This is a genomic window from Pseudomonas sp. ANT_J28 (assembly GCF_008370005.1).
Lineage (GTDB): Bacteria > Pseudomonadota > Gammaproteobacteria > Pseudomonadales > Pseudomonadaceae > Aquipseudomonas > Aquipseudomonas frigoris.
Window position 1 is genome coordinate 182,081 of sequence record NZ_VOBM01000003.1, and the last position, 21,390, is coordinate 203,470.

The following is a 21,390-nucleotide window of genomic DNA, read 5'->3' on the forward strand; positions in this document are numbered from 1 at the left end:
TCTCCTGTGGGAGCGGGCTTGCTCGCGAAGAGGCCATCACTGCCACTAAAGATTCCGCCCCTTGATCCGCTTCGTCAAAAACCCGAAATACTCCCGCCGCAACGCCAGCGTCTCATTCGCCAGGTGATGCCGCGCCTCAGGCAACATTAGCACCTGCGGCCGATCGAACTTGCCCCGCAACACTTCAAGGTTATGCTCCCAATCCACGGTCATGTCCGCTTGCCCCTGCACAATCAGCGGTCGCCGCATGCTGTACGGGGCGGCTTCGATGCGCTTGATCCAGCGTGCCAGCGCACCGACCCAGGCGGTCGGCAAACGAAGCGGCTGCAACGGGTCCGCTTGCAGGAAGGGTAGAAAATCCGGGTCGTTGGAGTTCTCGCTGAAGCGCCGGGCGATGGCTTTGACGAAAGGCTTGAGCAGGTAATAGCTGAGTTGCGACCAACCCCAGGCCCGCGGCCTTACCAACGGCGACAGCAGAATGACCTGGCCCTGGGCCGGACTGTGGGCGCCCTGATTGAGCACATGATCAATCACGATCGCGCCGCCAGTGCTTTGCCCGCACAGGTGCCACGGCTGCGGCAGATCGAGGGATTGCGCTTCGGTGAACAACCCTTGCAGCGTGTCCTGATACTCGGCGAAATCCTTGATGCTGGCCCGTTCGCCACTGGACAGCCCGTGTCCCGGCAGGTCGCAGGCAATCACCGCAAAATCCTGATCCAGCGCCCATTCGATCACATGCCGGTAAAGCCCGGTGTGATCGTAAAAACCGTGGAACAAAAACAGCGTCGCCTTCGTCCGCTCGGGCCACCAGACCTGGCTGACCACTTCATAACCATCGACCGCGAAACGCCCAAGACCACTGCGCACGTTCCGCCCCGCAAAATCCAGCCCGTAGAAACGCTGGTAAGCCAGCGCTTCCACCGACAGCGGCTGCCAGTCGGCCAGCGGCCGCAGGCTGGCACGCAGATGATCGGAGTCGAAAGTGGCAGACATGAGCAATTCCAGAACGCGAAACGGACTTTATGGGCCTGCGATATTCATCTGTTGAGGCAAGCATGGCAAGCTAGCGCACCTTCGAGGACTGAAATCCATGCGCTCGCCCTACCGCGCCACACTGCTTGCCAGCCTGCTCGCCCTCGTGTGTGCCGGCGCGCTGTGGGCTGCCTACGACTGGTTTCAGGGCCGCTACCTGCGAGCGTTCAGCGAGCACACCGCGGTGTTCTCCGGTGACCCGCTGCGCCTGCCCGACAACCTCGCGGGCCCCGGCGCCATCCGCCTCGTGCACTTCTGGGACCCGGCCTGCCCGTGCAACGTCGGTAACCAACAACACCTGAGCGAACTGGTTGAGCACTATGCACCGCAAGGCGTGGAGTTTTATGCGGTACAAAAGCCTGGCAGTCACGGTCAGTTGCCGAGCACCTTAAGCCGCCTGAAAAGCATCGTCGTCTTACCAGGTTCCGAACAGATCCCCGCGAGCCCAGCCGTGGCGATCTGGGATCGCAGCGGCAAACTGGCGTATTTCGGCCCGTACAGCGAAGGCCTGACCTGCAATTCCAGTAACAGCTTTATCGAACCGATTCTGCAAGCGTTGAACGAAGGCCGCGCGGTGAACGCCACGCACACACTGGCCGTGGGTTGTTACTGCCCGTGGCCTGTCGACGCCGTGAAGTAAGGCTGACAGGAGACGTGAATCCCTCCTAAGTGCGATGGCCCTATCGCCAAGCCGTGTTAAACAGTGGCGCCAGGGAACTGCTGCCACTCATAACAACAAGGAATCACCATGAAACGTAGCCTGACCGTCCTCGCCCTGCTGGTTGCCGCGCTCGCCGCAGGTACAGGCTGGTACGTTTTCAGCAAGCAGCCGTCACGTCAGGGCATGGTGGAACTGCAACACCTGCAAGGTTCGGTCACCGTGCGCTATGACGAGCGCGGCATCCCGCACATTCGCGCCGAGAACGAAACCGACCTGTACCGCGCCCTCGGGTACGTGCACGCCCAGGATCGGCTGTTTCAGATGGAAGCCTTGCGTCGCCTCGCCCGCGGCGAACTGGCCGAGGTACTGGGCCCGAAACTGCTCGACACCGACAAGCTGATGCGCAGCCTGCGCATTCGCGAACGCGCCGACACCTACCTGGCGAATATGGACAAACAGTCGCCGGCCTTTATCGCCATGCAAGCCTATCTGGATGGCATCAACCAGTATCAGGACAGCCATCCAAAACCTGCGGAGTTTGATGTACTGGGCATTCCCAAACGCCCATTCACCGCCCAGGACACCATCAGCATTACCGGTTACATGGCCTACAGTTTTGCCGCGGCATTTCGCACCGAACCGTTGCTGACCTACGTGCGCGATCATCTGGGCGCCAACTACCTGAACGTCTTCGATCTCGACTGGCAGCCCAAGGGCGTGCTGGCGAAAAACCGCAGCGGTGCCATGCCACCCCTTGCCAGTACCGACTGGAAAGACCTCAACGCCCTCGCCCGTCTCAGCGAACAGGCACTGGCCGACAACGGCTTGCCGCAGTTCGAGGGCAGCAACGCCTGGGCTGTCTCCGGCAGTCGGACCAAAAGCGGCAAACCGCTGTTGGCCGGCGACCCGCATATTCGTTTTTCCGCGCCGTCGGTGTGGTATGAAGCGCAGCTCTCGGCGCCGGGTTTTGAGCTCTATGGCCACTATCAGGCATTGATGCCGTTCGCCTCTCTCGGGATGAACCGCGACTTCGGCTGGAGCATCACCATGTTCCAGAACGACGACCTGGACCTGATCGCCGAGAAGGTCAATCCAGACAACCCCAATCAGGTCTGGTATCGCGGCAAGTGGTTGGACATGGTGACCAGCGAACAGCAGATCGCGGTCAAGGGCCAGGCACCGGTGACACTGGTGCTGCGCCAGTCGCCCCACGGTCCGATCGTCAACGATGCGCTGGGCAGCGGCGTCGGCAAAACGCCGATCGCCATGTGGTGGGGTTTTCTTGAAAGCCAGAATCCGATCCTCGAGGGCTTCTACCAGCTCAACCGCGCCGACACCCTGGCCAAGGCCCGCAGTGCCTGCGCAAAGATCCAGGCGCCGGGCCTGAACATCGTCTGGGCCAACGCCAAGGGCGACATCGGCTGGTGGGCAGCGGCGCAGTTGCCAAAACGTCCGGCGGGCGTGCGTCCGGGGTTCATCCTCGATGGCAGCACCGCCGACGCGGACAAGGAAGGTTTTTACCCGTTCAGTGCCAACCCACAGGAAGAGAACCCGGCACGCGGTTACATCGTCTCGGCCAACTTCCAGCCAGTGTCGCCGACCGGCATGGAGATTCCCGGTTACTACAACCTGGCCGATCGTGGTCAGCAGCTCAATCGCCAACTCAGCGACAAAACCATCAAGTGGGATCTGGACGCCAGTCAGAAGCTGCAACTGGGCACCACCACCGCTTACGGCCCGCGCTTGCTCGCGCCGTTGTTGCCCGTACTGCGTGAGGTGGTGAGCGATCCCGCCGAACTCAAACTGGTTGAGCAATTGGCCCAGTGGAAAGGCGACTACCCGCTCGACTCCACCAGCGCCACGCTGTTCAACCAGTTCCTGTTCAACTTGGCTGACGCGACGATGCACGATGAGCTGGGCAATGATTTCTTCGAGACTTTGCTGTCGACCCGGGTGATTGATTCCGCACTGCCTCGCCTGACCGCGACGGCCGATTCACCGTGGTGGGACAACCGCAACACCCTCGGCAAGGAAACCCGCGCCGATACGGTCAAGGTTGCGTGGCAGGCGAGCATTGCTCACCTCAAGACCACCCTCGGCGCCGATTTCGCGCAATGGCAGTGGGGCAAGGCGCACACGCTGACCCATGGCCATCCGCTGGGGCAGCAAAAGCCGCTGGACCGGATCTTCAATGTCGGCCCGTTCGCGGCACCCGGCACTCACGAAGTGCCGAACAACCTCTCGGCCAAAATCGGCCCGGCGCCGTGGCCAGTAACTTATGGTCCGTCAACCCGCCGCCTGATCGACTTCGCCGACCCGACCCACAGCCTGACCGTCAACCCGGTCGGCCAAAGTGGCGTGCCGTTCGACAGCCACTATGACGATCAGGCGGAGGCGTACATCGAAGGGATCTACTACCAGGCGCATCTCAACGACGAAGAAGTTACGGCCAACACGCGCAGTACGTTGAAGCTGTTGCCGGCGCGGGCTGCCCCCTAAAAATCAAACCATCGCCGCAAAGCTCAGCCTGAACTGCTGCGGCGTCACGCCCAGCCTGCGATTAAACACACTGCGCATATGCTGGGCATCGCGAAATCCGCACTGATAAGCCACGGTCTTCAGCGGCGATTGGGTGCTTTCAAGCAGCACACGCGCCGCATCCACCCTGGCCCGTTCGACAAATTCCGCCGGGGTGACTTTCGCCTCTTTGGCAAATACCCGGGAAAAGTTGCGGGCGCTCATGTTGGCGGCGTTGGCCAGGTCGGCAATTGTCAGGTCGCCCGTCAGGTTGGCCAACACGTAGAGCTGCGCCAACGCCACGGCAGAAGTGGGTTCAGCGTGTGGCGTGAGGAATGGGCTGAACTGTGACTGCCCGCCCGAGCGCTGAGTGAACACCACCAGTCGCTTTGCCACACTCAGCGCTACTTCCGGCCCGTGATCCCTGGCCAGCAAGTACAGCGACAGATCAATCCCGGCCGTGACACCCGCCGAGGTGTAGAGCTCGCCATCCTCCACGTAAAGGCGATCCGCCTCGACCTGAGTCGACGGGCACAACTGCGCCAGCGCCGCGGCGTCGCGCCAGTGGGTGGTGACCGTTCGCCCTTCCAGCAATCCGGCCCGGGCGAGCATGAACGCGCCGTTACAGATCGAGCCAAAGCGTTGCGCCAGCGCGCAGGCATCGCGCAGCCAGGCATCGAATGCCGCACCGAAATCCATGAACGGCAACTGCGGCCCACCGGCCACCAGCAGCAAGTCGTAGGCCTCCAGCGCTTCGCTGAAATGCCGATGGGCATTGAGTGCCAAACCGTTGGAACACGGCATCACCCCGCGCTCGACGCCGATCACTTCCAGTCGATAGTGATCTGGCGGCTCAAGGAAACGATTGGCTTCGCAAAACACATCCATGGGACCGGTGACGTCCAGGGACTGAACGCCGGCGAAGACCACGATGGCAACGGTTTTCTGCATGACAGGAAATCACCTTGAATGTGAAAAAGATCGCAGCCTTCGGCAGCTCCTACAGGTGCGCGCCGTTTCCATGTAGGAGCTGCCGAAGGCTGCGATCTTTTCTGGCTGATCACTATCAACCCTAGCCAATCCTCGCCCAACAAGCGAGGTTGGCGCGATATGCATGCTCATTGGCCGGGATCGCAGCCATGGATCGATTGTCCGGTTTCGGGTGCGCGGACAGACTGAACCCATCAGCGCCGCCACGGCGTTCCCCACGAGGACAGCACCATGAGCAGCACCATTGCCGGTATCAAAATCCCCGACAGCGCGTTGGCCAAGGCCACCACGGAATACATTCGCGACGTCGAATCAGACCTGCTGTATCACCACTCGCGTCGCGTGTTTCTGTTCGGCGCATTGAGCGGTGAACGCAAGCAACTGGCCTACAACCCCGAACTGTTGTACGTCGGCGCGATGTTCCATGACTTGGGTCTGGTGGAAGGTCATCGCACTGACGACGAGCGCTTCGAAGTTGATAGCGCCAACGCTGCCAAAGCATTCCTCAAGCCTTACGGTTTGTCCGACGATGATATCGAACAGGTCTGGTTGTCGATTGCTCTGCACACCACACCGGGGGTGCCGCAACACCTGCGGCCTAACGTGGCGCTGGTGACTGCTGGCGTTGAAATGGATGTGTTGGGTATCGACTACGCAGCGTTCCCCAGCGCGCAACGCGAAGAAGTCGTGCACGCCCACCCGCGTGGCGAAGGGTTCAAGGAGTGCATCCTGTGTGCGTTTGCCAATGGCTTCAAGCACAAACCGGACACCACGTTCGGCACTGTAAACGCGGATGTGTTGGTCGACAGCGAGCCGGGTTTCAAACCGATGAACTTCGTGGAGATCATCCGTAAATCGCCTTGGGTGGCATAAGCAAAATGTGGGAGCGGGCTTGCTCGCGAAGGCGGCTTAACATTCAACGATGATGTTGACTGATAGACCGCTTTCGCGAGCAAGCCCGCTCCCACATTGGATCTGGGTTGGCCACACATTTGTGGCCAACCTTTAAGCCACTTCCGGCGCCGGGGCGCGACGCACGTCCGGTTGTTTCCAGGAGTCGGCAGCGCCTTCTTCGATCGCCTGCTGAATCGCACGTTTGCGACTTTCTTCGGCACGACGGCTGAAGAACCAGACCAGGAACGTCATCAGCGATACCGCCAGCAAAATCAGACTGGCCACGGCGTTGATCTCGGGTTTCACGCCCAGACGCACCGCCGAGAACACTTCCATCGGCAGGGTCGTGGAACCCGGGCCCGATACGAAGCTTGCCAACACCAGGTCATCCAGCGACAGGGCAAACGACATCATGCCGCCTGCACCCAGCGATGGCGCGATCATCGGGATGGTGATCAGGAAGAACACCTTCCACGGCCGCGCACCGAGGTCCATGGCCGCTTCTTCGATGGACAGGTCCAGCTCACGCAAACGCGCCGACACCACCACCGCCACATACGCCGCACAGAACGTAGTGTGGGCAATCCAGATGGTGACAATGCCACGCTCCTGCGGCCAACCGATCATCTGCGCCATCGCCACGAACAGCAGCAACAGCGACAGACCGGTGATCACTTCAGGCATCACCAGCGGCGCGGTAACCAGGCCACCGAACAGCGTGCGACCTTTGAAGCGGGTGATACGGGTCAGGACGAACGCGGCCAATGTACCCAGTGCCACCGCCGCCACCGCCGTGTAGCAGGCGATTTCCAGCGAGCGCACCACCGAGCCCATCAGTTGAGTGTTGTCCATCAAACCGACGTACCACTTGATCGACCAGCCGCCCCACACCGTCACCAGTTTGGAGGCGTTGAACGAGTAGATCACCAGGATCAGCATCGGCGCGTAGATGAACAACAAACCCAGCACCAGCATCAAGCTTGAGAAACGGAAGCGCTTCATTCTTTACCCTCCATTTCTTTGGCCTGACTGCGGTTGAACAGGATGATCGGCACAATCAGGATCGCCAGCATCACCACCGCCAGGGCAGACGCCACCGGCCAGTCACGGTTGTTGAAGAACTCTTGCCAGAGCACTTTACCGATCATCAGCGTTTCCGGACCGCCGAGCAGTTCCGGGATCACGAACTCGCCCACCACCGGAATGAACACCAGCATGCAGCCTGCGACGATGCCGTTCTTGGACAGTGGAATGGTGATCTTCCAGAAACTGTTGAAGGTGCTCGAACCCAAGTCCGACGCGGCTTCCAGCAGGCTGTTGTCGTGCTTCACCAGGTTGGCGTAGAGCGGCAGGATCATGAACGGCAGGTACGAATAAACCACGCCGATATAGACCGCCAGGTTGGTGTTGAGGATCTGCAGCGGTTCGTCGATCCAGCCCATGCTCATCAGAAAACCATTGAGCAGGCCGTTGTTGCTGAGGATGCCCATCCACGCGTAGACGCGGATCAGGATCGCGGTCCAGGTCGGCATCATGATCAGCAGCACCAGCACCGTTTGCATCTCTTTGCGGGCGCTGGCGATGGCGTAGGCCATCGGGTAGCCGATCAGCAAACAGAGGACGGTGCTGATCAGTGCCATCTTCAAGGAGCCGAGGTAGGCGGCGATGTACAACTCGTCGCCGGCCAGCATCGCGTAGTTGCTCAGGTTAAGCAGCAACTGCACTTTTTGGTCGAGGTAGCTGTAGATCTCGGTGTACGGCGGAATGGCCACGTCGGCTTCGGCAAAGCTGATCTTCAGAACGATGAAGAACGGCAACATGAAGAACATGAACAGCCAGATGAACGGAACCCCGATGACCAGCTGACGGCCACCGGGAATTATTCGACTGAGTCGACGTTTGAATTTGCGCATGTTCATGAGCGAAGTACCACGCCGCTGTCGTCTTCCCAATACACGTAAACCTGGTCACCCCAGGTTGGGCGCTGGCCGCGGCGCTCGGCGTTGGCGACGAAAGACTGGACGATCTTGCCGCTCGGCAGTTCGACGTAGAACACCGAGTGGCCACCGAGGTAGGCGATGTCGTGCACCTTGCCGCTGGACCAGTTGTATTCGCAGGTCGGCATGGTCGGCGTAACCAGCAGTTTTTCCGGACGGATCGCGTAAGTCACGGATTTGTCCTGCACCGACGTGCTGATGCCGTGGCCCACGTAAATCTGGCGGTCCAGGTCCTTGCAGGTGATGGTCGCGTGACCTTCGGCGTCGTCGATCACTTCACCGTCGAAGATGTTGACGTTGCCGATGAACTCGCAGACCAGACGACTGGTCGGGGTTTCGTAGATGTCGATCGGGCTGCCGATCTGAGCGATCCAGCCCAGGTGCATGATCGCGATGCGCTCGGCCATGGTCATGGCCTCTTCCTGATCGTGGGTCACCATGACGCAGGTTACGCCGACCCGCTCGATGATCTCGACAAGCTCAAGCTGCATTTGCGAACGCAGCTTTTTGTCCAGAGCACCCATCGGTTCGTCGAGCAGCAACAGCTTCGGTCGCTTGGCCAACGAACGCGCCAGGGCCACACGCTGACGCTGACCACCGGACAACTGATGCGGCTTGCGCTTGGCGTATTGCGTCATCTGAACCAGCTTGAGCATGTCGGCCACGCGCGCATCGACTTCAGCGGCGGGAATCTTGTCCTGCTTGAGGCCGAAGGCGATGTTTTGCGCCACGGTCATGTGCGGGAACAAGGCGTAGGACTGGAACATCATGTTGATCGGCCGCTCGTATGGCGGCATGTCGGTGATGTCTACGCCATCGAGGAAAATGCGCCCCTCCGTGGGCCGTTCGAAGCCTGCGAGCATGCGCAGCAACGTGGATTTGCCCGATCCCGAACCGCCGAGCAGGGCGAAAATCTCGCCTTTCTTGATTTCCAGGGACACGTCGTCCACGGCAATCGTCTCGTCGAACTTCTTCGTGACCCGGTCGATTTTGACCAACACCTGTTTAGGTGACTGGTCGCCCTCGAGGGCTTTCTTATAGGCGCCGGAGGCAACTGCCATTTACGAAACTCCCAACAAAATTTTCAGTTCGCCCGAGGCGAGCGAACCTTGGATAGTTTGAGCCTTGTTGCTATTTACCCGACTTGACCTTGGTCCAGCTGCGAGTCATCAAACGTTGAATGTTTGGTGGTAACTCGATAGACACGTAAGTCTTGTCGAGGACGGCTTGCGGTGGATAAACCGATTTGTCGGTGCGAATGGACTGTTCCATCAGTGTGTCCGACCCTGGGTTAGGGTTGGCGTAACCCACGTAATCACTGACCTGGGCGATCACCTCAGGTTTCAGCAGATAGTTGATGAAGGCATGGGCTTCCTTGACGTTGGCCGCATCCTTGGGGATCGCCAGCATGTCGAACCAGAGCGCGCCGCCCTCTTTCGGAATCGAGTAGGCGATGTTCATGCCTTTGCCGGCTTCAGCCGCGCGGGCCTTGGCCTGGAACATGTCGCCGGAAAAGCCGATCGCGACGCAGATATCGCCGTTGGCCAGGTCCGCGATGTATTTGGACGAGTGGAAATAGGTCACGTAAGGCCGCACCGCCAGCAACTTGGCTTCGGCCTTTTTGTAGTCTTCGGGATTGGTGCTGTTGGCGTTCAGGCCCAAGTAGTTGAGGACCGTGGGCATCATTTCATCGGCGGAGTCGAGGAACGCCACGCCGCAGCTGTGTAGTTTCTTGATGTTTTCCGGCTCGAACACCACATCCCAGGAATCGATCTTGTCGAGGCCCAGTACAGCCTTGACCTTGTCGACGTTGTAACCGATGCCGTTAGTGCCCCACAGATACGGCACGGCGTACTGGTTACCCGGATCGTTTTGCTCCAGGCGCTTGAGCAGCACCGGGTCGAGGTTGGAATAGTTGGTCAGCTTGGACTTGTCGAGTTTCTGGAACGCGCCCGCCTTGATCTGCTTGCCGAGGAAGTGGTTGGACGGCACGACCACGTCGTAACCGGTGCGCCCGGCCAGCAACTTGCCTTCCAGGGTTTCGTTAGAATCGAAAACGTCATAAACCGGTTTGATGCCGGTCTCTTTCTGGAAGTCGGCCAGGGTCGTCGAACCGATGTAGTCCGACCAATTATAAATATGCACAGTACCGGCGGCCTGGACACTAACGGCAAGCGTCAGCCCGGCACCGATGAGCAGCGCATTGCGCAACAAAGAAAAAATTGGCACGTGGAGGTCCTCTAAAATTAGTTGGGCCCAAGTTGCCCAGCGTTACATGACAGCCATGGCGGCCAGGCAACAAAACCGGCGCGCAACTTACCCTCGAAAAACCGTTCCAGCAAACTTTATGAAGATCCCTGTAGCAGCTGCCGCAGGCTGCGTTCAACTGCGAAGCAGTTGTGCTGTCGAAAAGCGGAGGTCCTTCGGACCTCAACGCAGCCTTCGGCAGCTGCTACAGGGTTTTACTTACTTACCGGATTTGATCTTGGTCCAGCTGCGAGTCAGGATCCGCTGGGTCGCGGCCGGCAAGTCGGCAATCGCGTACAGCTTGGCCAGCACGTCTGCCGGCGGGTAGATGCCTGGGTCGGCGGTGATTTCTTTATCGACCAATGCGGTGGCTGCCGCGTTACCGTTCGGGAAGCGTACGGCGTTGGTGATTTCAGCCATGATTTCCGGCTTCTGCAGGAAGGTCATGAACTTGTAGGCGCCTTCGACGTTTTCGGCATCTTTAGGGATGGCGACCATGTCGTAGAAGCTGCCCGCACCTTCTTTCGGAATGTTGTAGCTGACTTTCACCTTGTCACCGGCTTCAGCCGCGCGGGTCTTGGCCTGGTAGATGTCGCCCGAATAACCCACGGCTACGCAGATGTTGCCGTTGGCCAGGTCGGAGATGTACTTGGACGAGTGGAAGTAGGCGATCGAAGGACGGACTTTCAGGAACAGCGCTTCGGCTTCAGCCAGTTGTTTCTTGTCCTGGCTGTCGGTTGGATAGCCCAGGTAGTGCAACGCCACCGGAATCATCTCGGTTGGCGAGTCCAGGACACTGATACCGCACGACTTCAACTTGGCGGCGTTTTCAGGTTTGAAGATCAGATCCCAGGAATTGGTTGGCGCATCGGCACCCAGTGCAGTCTTGACCTTCTCGGCGTTGAAGCCGATACCGATCGAACCCCACATGTACGGGAAAGCGTGTTCGTTGCCCGGGTCACTCACCGATACCGCTTTGAGCAGGTCAGGGTTCAGGTTTTTCCAGTTAGGCAGCTTGGACTTGTCCAGCTTCTGGTAAACGCCGGCCTTGATCTGCTTGGCCAGGAAGTTGTTCGACGGTACGACGATGTCATAACCGGACTTGCCTGCCAGCAACTTGGCTTCCAGGGTTTCGTTACTGTCGAACACGTCGTAAACAACCTTGATCCCCGACTCGGCTTCGAACTTCTTGACGGTATCCGGCGCGATGTAATCGGACCAGTTGTACACGTGAAGAACTTTGTCGTCCGCCTGAACTGCGCCCGCCATCACGCCCATCAGGGACATGGCGAGGAGGGTCTTGCCAGCTATCTTCATACCTAATGCCTTCATGCGTAATGCTCCAATTTTTCTTTTTAACCACGTTCTTGTTAACCAAGAGCCAGCGGCCTATTCCTGGGCAACTAAAACAACCGGTAGTCTGGCAAGATCCAAGGCAGGCTTTCAAGGAAAGACCTATCCTTCGTTTGCTCTGAGCGAAATGCGAACTTCACACCCCGCTCAGAGCCTAGCACTTAGCCCTGCAATGCACTGAGGGTCAGGTCCAGACACTTGCGTGCCTTGGTCACCAACTCATCGATTTCAGCCGGTGTAATCACCAGTGGCGGAGCGATGATCATGGTGTCGCCGACGGCGCGCATGATCAGGCCGTTTTCGAAGCAGAACGTGCGACAAATCATGCCGGCGCCCTTGCCTTCGTAACGCTTGCGAGTGGCCTTGTCCTGCACCAGCTCGATCGCCCCCAGCAGACCCACCCCACGCACTTCACCCACCAGGGGATGATCGTTCAGTTCTCGTAGGCGACTCTGCAAATAGGGTGCCGTTTCTGCATGAACGCGCTCGATAATTTTTTCTTCGCGCAGGATGCGGATGTTCTCCAGTGCCACCGCAGCAGCCACCGGGTGCCCGGAATAGGTGAAACCGTGGTTGAAATCGCCCCCTTCATTGAGCACCGCAACCACTTCGTCACGCACGATCAGGCCACCCATAGGGATGTAGCCGGATGTCAGGCCTTTGGCGATGGTCATCATGTCGGGTTTGAGGTCGTAGAAATCGCTACCGAACCACTCACCCGTGCGGCCGAAACCACAGATCACTTCGTCAGCCACGAACAGGATGTCGTACTTGGCGAGGACTTCCTTGATGCGCGGCCAGTAGGTGTCTGGCGGAATGATCACGCCGCCGGCACCCTGGATCGGCTCGGCAATAAACGCACCGACGTTGTCCACGCCGACTTCCAGAATTTTCTCTTCGAGCTGATTGGCCGCCCAGATACCGAACTCTTCCGGCGTCATCTCGCCGCCTTCAGCGAACCAGTACGGTTGCGCGATGTGGACGATGCCCGGAATCGGCAAGTCGCCTTGCTCATGCATGTAGGTCATGCCACCCAGGCTCGCGCCGGCCACGGTGGAACCGTGGTAACCGTTCTTGCGGCTGATGATGACTTTCTTCTTCGGCTGGCCCTTGATCGCCCAGTAGTGACGAACCATACGCAGCATGGTGTCGTTGCCTTCGGAACCGGAACCGGTGAAGAAAACGTGGTTCATGCCTTGTGGCGCGATGTCGGAGATGGCCTTGGCCAGTTCCAGCACGGGCGGGTGAGCCGTCTGGAAGAACAGGTTGTAGTAAGGCAGTTCGCGCATTTGTTTGCTGGCGGCATCGGCCAGTTCATCGCGACCGTAGCCGATCGCCACGCACCACAGGCCGGCCATGCCGTCGAGGATCTTGTTGCCTTCGCTGTCCCAGAGGTAAACGCCCTTGGCGTTGGTGATGATCCGTGGGCCTTTCTCTTTCAGTTGCTTGAAATCGCTGAACGGGGCTAGGTGGTGATCGTTGCTCAGGGTTTGCCATTCACGGGTTTGCGGGTTGTTGCTGGTCATGCGAATTCTCCTAAGATTTCAGTGGAAGCGCCGCCAACATCAGCGGCGCCCGGCGCATCAGACGGCGAAGAGCAGGAATTCCCGCTCCCACGAACTGATCACGCGCTTGAAGTTTTCATGCTCGGCCCGCTTGACCGCGACGTAGCCAGTGATGAATTTCTTGCCCAGGTACTTCTCGATAGTCGCACTGTGTTCCATGCGTTCCAGCGCGTCTTCGATGGTCAGTGGCAGGCGCAGGTTGCGGCGTTCATAGCCACGGCCCACCACGGGCGCACTCGGGTTCAGGCCTTCGACCATGCCGATGTAACCGCAGAGCAGGCTCGCGGCAATCGCCAGGTACGGGTTGGCGTCGGCGCCCGGCAGGCGGTTTTCCACCCGACGGTTTTGCGGCCCGGCATCCGGAACGCGCAGGCCCACGGTGCGGTTCTCTTCGCCCCACTCCACGTTCACCGGTGCCGAAGTGTCCGGGAGGAAGCGGCGGAAAGAGTTCACGTTGGGCGCGAACAGCGGCAACAGCTCGGGGATCAATTTCTGCAAACCACCGATGTGGTTCAGGAACAACTGGCTCATGGTCCCGTCTTCATTGGAGAAGACGTTCTTGCCGGTCTCGATGTCGATGATGCTCTGGTGCAAGTGCATCGCACTGCCCGGCTCGCCGGTCATGGGCTTGGCCATGAACGTCGCCGCCACGTTGTGCTTGAGCGCGGCTTCACGCATGGTGCGTTTGAACACCAGGATCTGGTCGGCCAGGGACAGGGCATCGCCGTGACGGAAGTTGATTTCCATCTGCGCCGTGCCGTCCTCGTGGATCAGCGTGTCGAGGTCCAGCTCCTGCAATTCGCACCAGTCGTAGACGTCTTCGAACAATGGATCGAATTCGTTTGCCGCTTCAATCGAGAAGGACTGGCGACCGGTTTCCGGGCGACCGGAACGGCCAACCGGCGGTTGCAGCGGGAAATCCGGGTCTTCGCAGCGCTTGGTCAGGTAGAACTCCATTTCTGGCGCCACAATCGGCTGCCAGCCCCTGTCGGAATAGAGTTTCAGCACCTTTTTGAGCACGTTGCGCGGCGACAGCTCGATCGGGTTGCCTTGCTTGTCGTAGGTGTCGTGGATCACCTGAGCGGTGGGCTCGATGGCCCAGGGCACCAGGAATACCGCGTTCTGGTCGGGGCGGCAGATCATGTCGATGTCGGCCGGGTCGAGCAGTTCGTAATAGATGTCGTCTTCGACATAGTCGCCGGTCACGGTCTGCAACAGAACGCTCTCGGGCAGGCGCATGCCTTTTTCGGCAATGAACTTGTTGGTCGGCGAAATCTTGCCCCGGGTGATCCCGGTCAAGTCGGCGATCATGCATTCGACTTCTGTGATCTTGTGGTCTTTCAACCAATCGGTGAGCTGGTCGAGGTTGTTACTCATAAATGCCTCTAGGCTTTGAGTTTCCTGATGCTTGCATGCGTCAGGCAATGGTTGACGCATCGGCGTCGCGTTGAAATGGGTGTCTGCGACAGGCTATCGTGTTTCCCCGGGCTGCGCGGCAAATGCCGGGCGTGCAGAATCACGAGCGGCGCCCTGTAAGATAGCCGGGCCGCTATTGTGAATCGGTTCTATATTGAACGAAGTAACCGTAATGGGGGTGCCATCCCGGCCGTCCAGAATATCGGACGGAGACAGGTGTTCCGCCAGGGACGGGAGAATCACCCGCTGACCAGAAGCCTCAGAGGCCGCTGCGCTGACGTAGGTGTCGCCACTGATGTGATAAGCATGCAGACCGATCTGCTTAGAGCAGTTGGTGACGCCGATTAACGGCAGGCGAGACATGAAGCACCCCGGTATTATTGGTGTTATGGGTTTGAATCGAGCTTAGCCTTGTTCATTTTTTTACACAACACCCCCGTAAAAAATACAACACGGCCTGCAGACGCTAAAGCGCTCACAGGCGTAAAAACGCCCCAAAGTGCCTCAAAAAAGCCCAATGGGTGCTTTTTTAGGGCAAAAAAGGCCTCGCTTGACTTCGGCATGCCGTTCGGGTTGACTGGAATCCGAAGAGATCAATGATTGATATTTTTAACAACAAAGGTGTTGCATCATGTCGGTACCCCCGCGTGCCGTTCAGCTTAACGAAGCGAACGCGTTCCTTAAGGAACATCCTGAGGTTCTGTACGTTGACCTTCTGATTGCGGATATGAATGGTGTGGTGCGCGGCAAGCGCATTGAACGCACCAGTCTTCACAAGGTTTACGAGAAAGGCATCAACCTGCCGGCCTCTCTATTTGCTCTGGATATCAATGGCTCGACGGTGGAAAGCACCGGCCTGGGTCTGGACATCGGCGATGCTGACCGAATCTGCTATCCAATCCCTGACACCCTGTGCAACGAGCCTTGGCAGAAGCGTCCTACCGCGCAACTGTTAATGACCATGCACGAACTTGAAGGTGAACCTTTCTTCGCGGATCCCCGTGAAGTTCTGCGTCAAGTTGTTGCCAAGTTCGACGAGATGGGTCTGACCATCTGCGCCGCGTTCGAACTGGAGTTCTACCTGATCGACCAGGAGAACGTAAACGGTCGCCCACAACCGCCTCGCTCGCCGATCTCCGGCAAGCGCCCGCATTCGACACAGGTTTACCTGATCGACGACCTCGACGAATACGTCGACTGCCTCCAGGACATTCTGGAAGGTGCGAAAGAGCAAGGCATCCCTGCCGACGCGATCGTCAAGGAAAGTGCCCCGGCGCAGTTCGAAGTGAACCTGCACCACGTGGCCGACCCGATCAAGGCCTGCGACTACGCGGTCCTGCTCAAGCGACTGATCAAAAACATCGCCTACGACCATGAAATGGACACCACCTTCATGGCCAAGCCTTACCCGGGCCAGGCGGGTAACGGTCTGCACGTCCACATCTCGATTCTTGATAGAGACGGCAAAAACATTTTTGCCAGTGAGGATCCCGAGCAGAACGCCGCACTGCGTCACGCGATCGGCGGTGTGCTCGAGACCCTACCGGCGCAGATGGCTTTCCTCTGCCCGAACGTCAACTCCTACCGTCGTTTCGGCGCACAGTTCTACGTGCCGAATGCACCGTGCTGGGGTCTGGACAACCGTACTGTTGCGGTGCGTGTGCCGACCGGTTCCGCCGACGCGGTCCGTCTGGAACACCGCGTTGCCGGCGCCGATGCCAACCCCTACCTGCTGATGGCTTCGGTCCTGGCAGGCGTGCATCACGGCCTGACCAACAAGATCGAGCCGGGCGCCCCCGTGGAAGGCAACTCCTACGAGCAGAACGAGCAAAGCCTGCCGAACAACCTGCGCGACGCATTGCGTGAGCTGGACGACAGCGAAGTCATGGCCAAGTACATCGATCCGAAATACATCGATATCTTCGTCGCGTGTAAAGAGAGCGAGCTGGAGGAGTTCGAACACTCCATCTCCGACCTCGAGTACAACTGGTACCTGCATACCGTTTAAGCGGTTGCAGTAAAAACAACGCCGCAGGCTGAAAAGGCCTGCGGCGTTTTTTTATGGCTTTTTTTCAGCGGGACCGAGGCGCCTGCTTCGCGAGCAAGCCCGCTCCCACATTTGATCTCTGCCGTACACAAACACTATGTTCACTGGAGATCAAATGTGGGAGCGGGCGTGCTCGCGAAGGCGTCCGGGCAGACAACATCAAACCCTGCTCGTACAATGCCCGCTGCCCCGCAGGAGACACCAATGACCCGACTCGCCACCCCACGCAAACCCCGCGCCCGCAGCCAGGCCCGGATCGATTCGATACTCGATGCCGCCCGCACGCTGCTGGCTGCCGAGGGCGTGGCCAGCCTGTCGATCTACAGCGTCGCCGAACGCGCGGAGATCCCGCCCTCCTCCGTCTACCACTTCTTTGCCAGTGTCCCGGCGCTGCTCGAAGCCCTGACGGCCGACGTCCACGCTGCGTTCCGTGCCTGCCTGCAAGCACCCATCGACCACGAAGCCCTGAACGGCTGGCGCGATCTGTCGCGACTGGTGGAACAACGCATGCTCGCGATCTACAGCGAAGACGCCGCCGCCCGCCAGCTCATTCTCGCCCAGCACGGGCTGACCGAAGTCACCCAGGCCGACCGTCAGCACGACATCGAACTTGGCGACCTGATGCACAAACTCTTCGACCACCACTTCGAGCTGCCGAGACTGCCGACGGACGTTGATGTGTTTGCCTTGGCCATGGAGCTCGGCGACCGCGTCTATGCGCGCTCAGTGCAACAACACGGACAGATCACCCCACGCATGGCCGAAGAAGGCATGCGGGTATTCGACGCCTATCTGGGTCTGTATTTGCCGCCCTACCTGTCCAAGCGCGACGCATAACGCAACGAGGTGTTCATGGCACACGTTCCAGACAACTACCTTGGCGTGTGGCAAAGACGCCTGATCAAATTCCAGTCGGGGCGCGTCGACAGCGAAACAGCCGTGTACTGGCTGCAAACCCCGCGTTTGTTTGCCGACCTGCGCATCCCGCCGGCAACGCTTGCGGCGCTGCCGCTGGAGCAACTGAGTCACGCTGACTTGCTGACCCTGAGCGAGCAAAAAGGCTTCGCCGGCGTAACCGAGGTCAACGGCGACATTTGCCAGTGGCATCGCAAACTCGACTACCAGCCCGTCAGCACCGAAGACGACATCGGGCGCATGCATTTTGAAACCAGCGAGCGCCTGATCGAAACCGCCCTGGACGATAACTACTATGAGATTTGGGAGCGACTGCCGGACTCTCGCGGCACCTGTCGCGGTCAGTGGTTGCAGGCGGTCGATGATCCGGCGCGATTTGCCTGCCTGGTGCTGGCCGGTGACTACTTTCTGTTCGCCGCCAGCCGGGTTGTCGCGCTGGAACCCGGTGGTCATTTGCGTGAACACATCGACGGAGCAACTGCGCAACAACGGCTCGCCTGCGAACTGTCCTTCGGTCGTCACCACGGAGGGCAAACGCCGTGGCACATCGACCACTCCACACTGCCTAGGCAAGTCGGCCAACCATTGTTGTCGGCTGACATCGATCCGCACGCCAGCGAACTATTCAGCGACCCACGCCTGTTGTCTTCACTCGGCACCTACACGCCCGTAGCCGGTTGGCGCTGCGCACCCGAGCCCTGAACACCCGCGCATAAAAAACCCCGAAGGGTTCACACCCTTCGGGGTTTAGCGCAATGCACGCGCTTACAACTTGGCGATCGATACCTCGGTGGATTTCACAAACGCGATCACTTCGCTGCCGACCACCAGTTCCAGCTCTTTCACCGAGCGAGTGGTGATCACCGAGGTGACGATGCCGGAAGCGGTCTGTACGTCGATTTCGGACAGAACGTCGCCGAGTACGATTTCCTTGATGGAGCCTTTGAACTGGTTGCGAACGTTGATGGCTTTGATCGTCATGATGATTCCTGTCGTTGGATAAGGCTTGAGTTATTGAGCCCAACGCAATTGCGTAGGCAATGGTGAAACAGGTTCCGGTGCCGGCGGTTCGCCGGGCAACGCCAGCACGCGATTGAGGACTTCGGTTTCCAGCGCCGCCAGCCGATGGGAGCCACGAACCCGAGGGCGCGGCAGTTCCACGTGCAGATCGAGGCCGACTTCGCCCTCTTCGATCAGGATCACCCGATCGGCAATCGCCACCGCTTCACTGACGTCGTGGGTGACCAGCAACACGGTGAAGCCGTGCTTCTGCCAGAGCCGTTCGATCAGCTGCTGCATTTCAATTCGGGTCAGTGCGTCCAGCGCGCCCAGCGGTTCGTCCAGCAACAGCAACCGCGGTTGATGGATCAGCGCGCGGGCCAGGGCCACACGTTGCTTCTGGCCGCCGGACAAGGCGGCCGGCCATTCATTGGCGCGGTCGGCCAGACCGACCGACTCCAAGGCTTTCAACGCTTGTGGCCGCCAGTTGCCCTTGAGCCCGAGGCCGACGTTGTCGATGACCTTTTTCCATGGCAGCAAACGCGCTTCCTGGAACATCAGCCGGGTGTCTTCCCGCGCCTCACTCAGTGGTGCGGAGCCCGCGAGCAATTCACCGCCCGTGGGTTTGTCGAGACCGGCGAGCAAGCGCAGCAAGGTACTTTTGCCGCAACCGCTACGACCGACCACGGCGACAAACTGACCGGCAGGGATGTGCAGATCGATCTCACGCAGCACTTGCCGCGAGCCAAAGGTTTTTTGCAGTTTGCGCACCGCAAGCGGAATCCCGCGCAGCAGGCGTGGAGGTTGTTGAGCCGTCATGCCGCACCTCCTTTAACAACCTGATAGGCCGGGTGCCAGCGCAACCACACGCGTTCAAGCCCGCGGGCCGCGAGGTCGGCGAGTTTGCCAAGCACGGCGTACAAAAGAATCGCCAATACCACCACATCGGTCTGCAAGAACTCCCGGGCATTCATCGCCAGGTAGCCGATGCCGGAGCTGGCGGAAATGGTTTCCGCGACGATCAACGTCAGCCACATGAAGCCCAGCGCAAAGCGCACGCCGACCAGAATCGAAGGCAGCGCACCCGGCAGAATCACCTGACGGAACAGGCTGAAACCGGACAAGCCATAACTGCGGGACATTTCCACCAGCGCCGGATCGACGTTGCGGATGCCGTGATAGGTGTTGAGGTAGATCGGGAACAACGTGCCCAATGCCACCAGGAAAATTTTCGCCGACTCATCGATGCCGAACCACAGGATCACCAGCGGAATCAGCGCCAGGTGCGGCACGTTGCGGATCATCTGCACCGAACTGTCAAGCAGGCGCTCGCCCCACTTCGACAGGCCAGTGATAAAGCCCAGGGCCAGACCGATGCTGCCGCCGATAGCGAAGCCCAGCGCCGCACGCCAGCCGCTGATCGCCAGGTGCGTCCAGATTTCCCCGCTGCGCACCAGACGGACGCCGGCTTCGATGACCGCAATCGGCGCCGGCAGAATCCGTGTCGACAACCAGCCCGCCGACACCGACAACTGCCACACCGCCAGCAGCAACACCGGAAACGCCCAAGGCGCGAGGCTATGGATAAGTTTCTTCATGGCGCGCCTCAGCTTTGGGACGCGGCTTTGGGGAGGATGTCGTTGGCAACCATCTCACCAAACGGGCTGACGTAACCGGCGCTTTTTGGCAGTTCCGGACGCTCGATATCGAGGTGCGGGAACAGCAATTCGGCGACGCGGTACGACTCTTCCAGGTGTGGGTAACCGGAGAAGATGAACGTGTCGATGCCCAGGTCCGCGTATTCCTTCACGCGGGCGGCCACGGTCGGACCATCGCCCACTAACGCTGTACCGGCCCCGCCGCGCACCAGGCCGACACCGGCCCACAGGTTGGGGCTGACTTCCAGGTTGTCACGGCTGCCGCCATGCAGCGCGGCCATGCGTTGCTGACCAACGGAATCGAAGCGCGCCAGCGAGGCTTGGGCACGGGAGATGGTTTCGTCGTCCAGATGAGAGATCAACCGATCCGCCGCTTGCCAGGCTTCGGCATTGGTTTCACGAACGATCACATGCAAACGAATGCCGAAGCGAACGGTACGACCGAGCTTTGCGGCTTTAGCGCGTACTTGTTCGATCTTCTCGGCAACGGCGGCCGGTGGTTCGCCCCAGGTCAGGACCATTTCGACCTGCTCTGCCGCGAGGTCTTGCGCCGCTTCCGAAGAACCGCCGAAGTACAGCGGCGGACGCGGTTGCTGGATCGGCGGGTAGAGCAATTTGGCGCCCTTCACGCTGATGTGCTGACCGTCGTAATCGACGGTTTCGCCTTCCAGCACGCGGCGCCAGATGCGGGTGAATTCCACCGAGGCTTGATAGCGCTCTTCGTGAGTCAGGAACAAACCGTCGCCGGCCAATTCTTCCGGATCACCGCCGGTTACCAGGTTGAACAACGCACGGCCGCCGGACAGGCGATCCAGCGTTGCGGCCTGACGCGCTGCCACCGTCGGGGAAATGATCCCGGGGCGCAGGGCGACGAGGAATTTCAAACGCTGGGTCACCGGGATCAGCGACGCGGCCACCAGCCACGAGTCTTCGCAAGAGCGCCCGGTAGGAATCAGCACCCCGCCGAAGCCCAGACGATCTGCCGCTTGCGCGACTTGTTGCAGATAACCGTGGTCGACGGCGCGAGCGCCTTCGGCGGTGCCAAGGTAATGGCCGTCGCCGTGGGTAGGCAGGAACCAGAAGATATTGAGGCTCATGG

The 21,390-nt window shown here is 59.6% G+C and carries 19 protein-coding genes and 1 pseudogene; 6 read left to right on the plus strand and 14 right to left on the minus strand.

The window, feature by feature from the left end; genetic code table 11:
- Positions 1-45: 45 nt before the first annotated feature.
- Entirely contained in the window at positions 46-993 is a 948-nt protein-coding gene (locus FQ187_RS03065) for an alpha/beta hydrolase (RefSeq protein ID WP_149628355.1), read from the minus strand.
- A 97-nt stretch (positions 994-1,090) separates the two neighbouring features.
- Here FQ187_RS03065 and FQ187_RS03070 point away from each other — a divergent pair, with 97 nt between their 5' ends.
- Entirely contained in the window at positions 1,091-1,672 is a 582-nt protein-coding gene (locus FQ187_RS03070) for a DUF6436 domain-containing protein (protein WP_149628356.1), read from the plus strand.
- Between the two features lie 108 nt (positions 1,673-1,780).
- The gene (locus FQ187_RS03075; protein ID WP_149628357.1) at positions 1,781-4,192 is read left to right on the plus strand and encodes a penicillin acylase family protein; all 2,412 of its coding nucleotides are present in this window, start codon (positions 1,781-1,783) and stop codon (positions 4,190-4,192) included.
- A gap of 3 nt (positions 4,193-4,195) precedes the next feature.
- Here the strand turns inward: FQ187_RS03075 and FQ187_RS03080 are convergent, their stop codons facing one another.
- On the minus strand, positions 4,196-5,161 hold the full coding sequence (locus FQ187_RS03080) for a GlxA family transcriptional regulator (protein ID WP_149628358.1): 966 nt from the start codon (positions 5,159-5,161) through the stop codon (positions 4,196-4,198).
- A gap of 270 nt (positions 5,162-5,431) precedes the next feature.
- Here FQ187_RS03080 and FQ187_RS03085 point away from each other — a divergent pair, with 270 nt between their 5' ends.
- Positions 5,432-6,073 (plus strand): HD domain-containing protein, encoded by a 642-nt coding sequence (locus FQ187_RS03085; RefSeq protein ID WP_046045159.1) that lies wholly within the window; start codon positions 5,432-5,434, stop codon positions 6,071-6,073.
- A gap of 132 nt (positions 6,074-6,205) precedes the next feature.
- On the opposite strand, the gene FQ187_RS03090 is transcribed toward FQ187_RS03085, so the two are convergent.
- From FQ187_RS03090 to FQ187_RS03125, 8 genes and pseudogenes are all read right to left on the minus strand, one after another.
- Positions 6,206-7,096, minus strand: coding sequence for an ABC transporter permease subunit (locus tag FQ187_RS03090; RefSeq protein WP_149628359.1), 891 nt, complete (start codon positions 7,094-7,096; stop codon positions 6,206-6,208).
- A complete protein-coding gene (locus FQ187_RS03095) occupies positions 7,093-8,013 on the minus strand; it encodes an ABC transporter permease subunit (RefSeq protein WP_149628360.1) in 921 nt (306 codons plus the stop codon). Before FQ187_RS03095 ends, FQ187_RS03090 begins: the two co-directional genes overlap by 4 nt.
- A complete protein-coding gene (locus tag FQ187_RS03100) occupies positions 8,010-9,152 on the minus strand; it encodes an ABC transporter ATP-binding protein (protein WP_008150457.1) in 1,143 nt (380 codons plus the stop codon). The genes FQ187_RS03095 and FQ187_RS03100 overlap by 4 nt, the downstream gene beginning before the upstream one ends.
- A gap of 70 nt (positions 9,153-9,222) precedes the next feature.
- Positions 9,223-10,320, minus strand: coding sequence for a polyamine ABC transporter substrate-binding protein (locus tag FQ187_RS03105; RefSeq protein ID WP_149628361.1), 1,098 nt, complete (start codon positions 10,318-10,320; stop codon positions 9,223-9,225).
- Between the two features lie 237 nt (positions 10,321-10,557).
- A complete protein-coding gene (locus tag FQ187_RS03110) occupies positions 10,558-11,655 on the minus strand; it encodes a polyamine ABC transporter substrate-binding protein (RefSeq protein ID WP_149628375.1) in 1,098 nt (365 codons plus the stop codon).
- Between the two features lie 197 nt (positions 11,656-11,852).
- Positions 11,853-13,217, minus strand: coding sequence for an aspartate aminotransferase family protein (locus FQ187_RS03115; RefSeq protein ID WP_149628362.1), 1,365 nt, complete (start codon positions 13,215-13,217; stop codon positions 11,853-11,855).
- A gap of 57 nt (positions 13,218-13,274) precedes the next feature.
- On the minus strand, positions 13,275-14,633 hold the full coding sequence (locus tag FQ187_RS03120; protein WP_134420781.1) for a glutamine synthetase family protein: 1,359 nt from the start codon (positions 14,631-14,633) through the stop codon (positions 13,275-13,277).
- 123 nt (positions 14,634-14,756) lie between these two features.
- Positions 14,757-15,035: pseudogene (locus tag FQ187_RS03125) on the minus strand (gamma-glutamyl-gamma-aminobutyrate hydrolase family protein); the annotation flags it as partial.
- A 268-nt stretch (positions 15,036-15,303) separates the two neighbouring features.
- Between FQ187_RS03125 and FQ187_RS03130 the strand changes: the two are divergent.
- The 3 genes from FQ187_RS03130 to FQ187_RS03140 all read left to right on the plus strand — a co-directional run bounded on the left by FQ187_RS03130 (position 15,304) and on the right by FQ187_RS03140 (position 18,336).
- A complete protein-coding gene (locus tag FQ187_RS03130; protein ID WP_129440201.1) occupies positions 15,304-16,680 on the plus strand; it encodes a glutamine synthetase family protein in 1,377 nt (458 codons plus the stop codon).
- A gap of 243 nt (positions 16,681-16,923) precedes the next feature.
- Complete coding sequence (locus FQ187_RS03135; RefSeq protein ID WP_149628364.1) at positions 16,924-17,556, plus strand: TetR/AcrR family transcriptional regulator; 633 nt, start codon at positions 16,924-16,926, stop codon at positions 17,554-17,556.
- A gap of 15 nt (positions 17,557-17,571) precedes the next feature.
- Positions 17,572-18,336 carry a hypothetical protein gene (locus FQ187_RS03140; RefSeq protein WP_149628365.1) on the plus strand — a complete coding sequence of 255 codons (765 nt, stop codon included), beginning with the start codon at positions 17,572-17,574 and terminating at the stop codon, positions 18,334-18,336.
- Between the two features lie 63 nt (positions 18,337-18,399).
- Here the strand turns inward: FQ187_RS03140 and FQ187_RS03145 are convergent, their stop codons facing one another.
- From FQ187_RS03145 to ssuD, 4 genes are read right to left on the minus strand one after another with little or no spacing between them, the layout of a single operon-like run.
- Positions 18,400-18,615 carry a molybdopterin-binding protein gene (locus FQ187_RS03145; RefSeq protein WP_003229256.1) on the minus strand — a complete coding sequence of 72 codons (216 nt, stop codon included), beginning with the start codon at positions 18,613-18,615 and terminating at the stop codon, positions 18,400-18,402.
- Positions 18,616-18,645: 30 nt separating this feature from the next.
- On the minus strand, positions 18,646-19,452 hold the full coding sequence (gene ssuB / locus FQ187_RS03150; RefSeq protein WP_149628366.1) for an aliphatic sulfonates ABC transporter ATP-binding protein: 807 nt from the start codon (positions 19,450-19,452) through the stop codon (positions 18,646-18,648).
- On the minus strand, positions 19,449-20,231 hold the full coding sequence (gene ssuC / locus FQ187_RS03155; protein WP_149628367.1) for an aliphatic sulfonate ABC transporter permease SsuC: 783 nt from the start codon (positions 20,229-20,231) through the stop codon (positions 19,449-19,451). Before ssuC ends, ssuB begins: the two co-directional genes overlap by 4 nt.
- 8 nt (positions 20,232-20,239) lie before the next feature.
- Positions 20,240-21,388: an FMNH2-dependent alkanesulfonate monooxygenase gene (gene ssuD, locus FQ187_RS03160; protein ID WP_134420791.1), complete on the minus strand. Its 1,149-nt coding sequence runs from the start codon at positions 21,386-21,388 to the stop codon at positions 20,240-20,242.
- Between the last annotated feature and the right edge of the window lie 2 nt (positions 21,389-21,390).

Coding starts and splice junctions, on each gene's coding strand:
- FQ187_RS03065 (WP_149628355.1), bottom strand. CDS start 993: ATGTCTGCCACTTTCGACTCCGATCATCTGCGTGCCAGCCTGCGGCCG.
- FQ187_RS03070 (WP_149628356.1), top strand. CDS start 1,091: ATGCGCTCGCCCTACCGCGCCACACTGCTTGCCAGCCTGCTCGCCCTC.
- FQ187_RS03075 (WP_149628357.1), top strand. CDS start 1,781: ATGAAACGTAGCCTGACCGTCCTCGCCCTGCTGGTTGCCGCGCTCGCC.
- FQ187_RS03080 (WP_149628358.1), bottom strand. CDS start 5,161: ATGCAGAAAACCGTTGCCATCGTGGTCTTCGCCGGCGTTCAGTCCCTG.
- FQ187_RS03085 (WP_046045159.1), top strand. CDS start 5,432: ATGAGCAGCACCATTGCCGGTATCAAAATCCCCGACAGCGCGTTGGCC.
- FQ187_RS03090 (WP_149628359.1), bottom strand. CDS start 7,096: ATGAAGCGCTTCCGTTTCTCAAGCTTGATGCTGGTGCTGGGTTTGTTG.
- FQ187_RS03095 (WP_149628360.1), bottom strand. CDS start 8,013: ATGAACATGCGCAAATTCAAACGTCGACTCAGTCGAATAATTCCCGGT.
- FQ187_RS03100 (WP_008150457.1), bottom strand. CDS start 9,152: ATGGCAGTTGCCTCCGGCGCCTATAAGAAAGCCCTCGAGGGCGACCAG.
- FQ187_RS03110 (WP_149628375.1), bottom strand. CDS start 11,655: ATGAAGATAGCTGGCAAGACCCTCCTCGCCATGTCCCTGATGGGCGTG.
- FQ187_RS03115 (WP_149628362.1), bottom strand. CDS start 13,217: ATGACCAGCAACAACCCGCAAACCCGTGAATGGCAAACCCTGAGCAAC.
- FQ187_RS03120 (WP_134420781.1), bottom strand. CDS start 14,633: ATGAGTAACAACCTCGACCAGCTCACCGATTGGTTGAAAGACCACAAG.
- FQ187_RS03130 (WP_129440201.1), top strand. CDS start 15,304: ATGTCGGTACCCCCGCGTGCCGTTCAGCTTAACGAAGCGAACGCGTTC.
- FQ187_RS03135 (WP_149628364.1), top strand. CDS start 16,924: ATGACCCGACTCGCCACCCCACGCAAACCCCGCGCCCGCAGCCAGGCC.
- FQ187_RS03140 (WP_149628365.1), top strand. CDS start 17,572: ATGGCACACGTTCCAGACAACTACCTTGGCGTGTGGCAAAGACGCCTG.
- FQ187_RS03145 (WP_003229256.1), bottom strand. CDS start 18,615: ATGACGATCAAAGCCATCAACGTTCGCAACCAGTTCAAAGGCTCCATC.
- ssuB (WP_149628366.1), bottom strand. CDS start 19,452: ATGACGGCTCAACAACCTCCACGCCTGCTGCGCGGGATTCCGCTTGCG.
- ssuC (WP_149628367.1), bottom strand. CDS start 20,231: ATGAAGAAACTTATCCATAGCCTCGCGCCTTGGGCGTTTCCGGTGTTG.
- ssuD (WP_134420791.1), bottom strand. CDS start 21,388: ATGAGCCTCAATATCTTCTGGTTCCTGCCTACCCACGGCGACGGCCAT.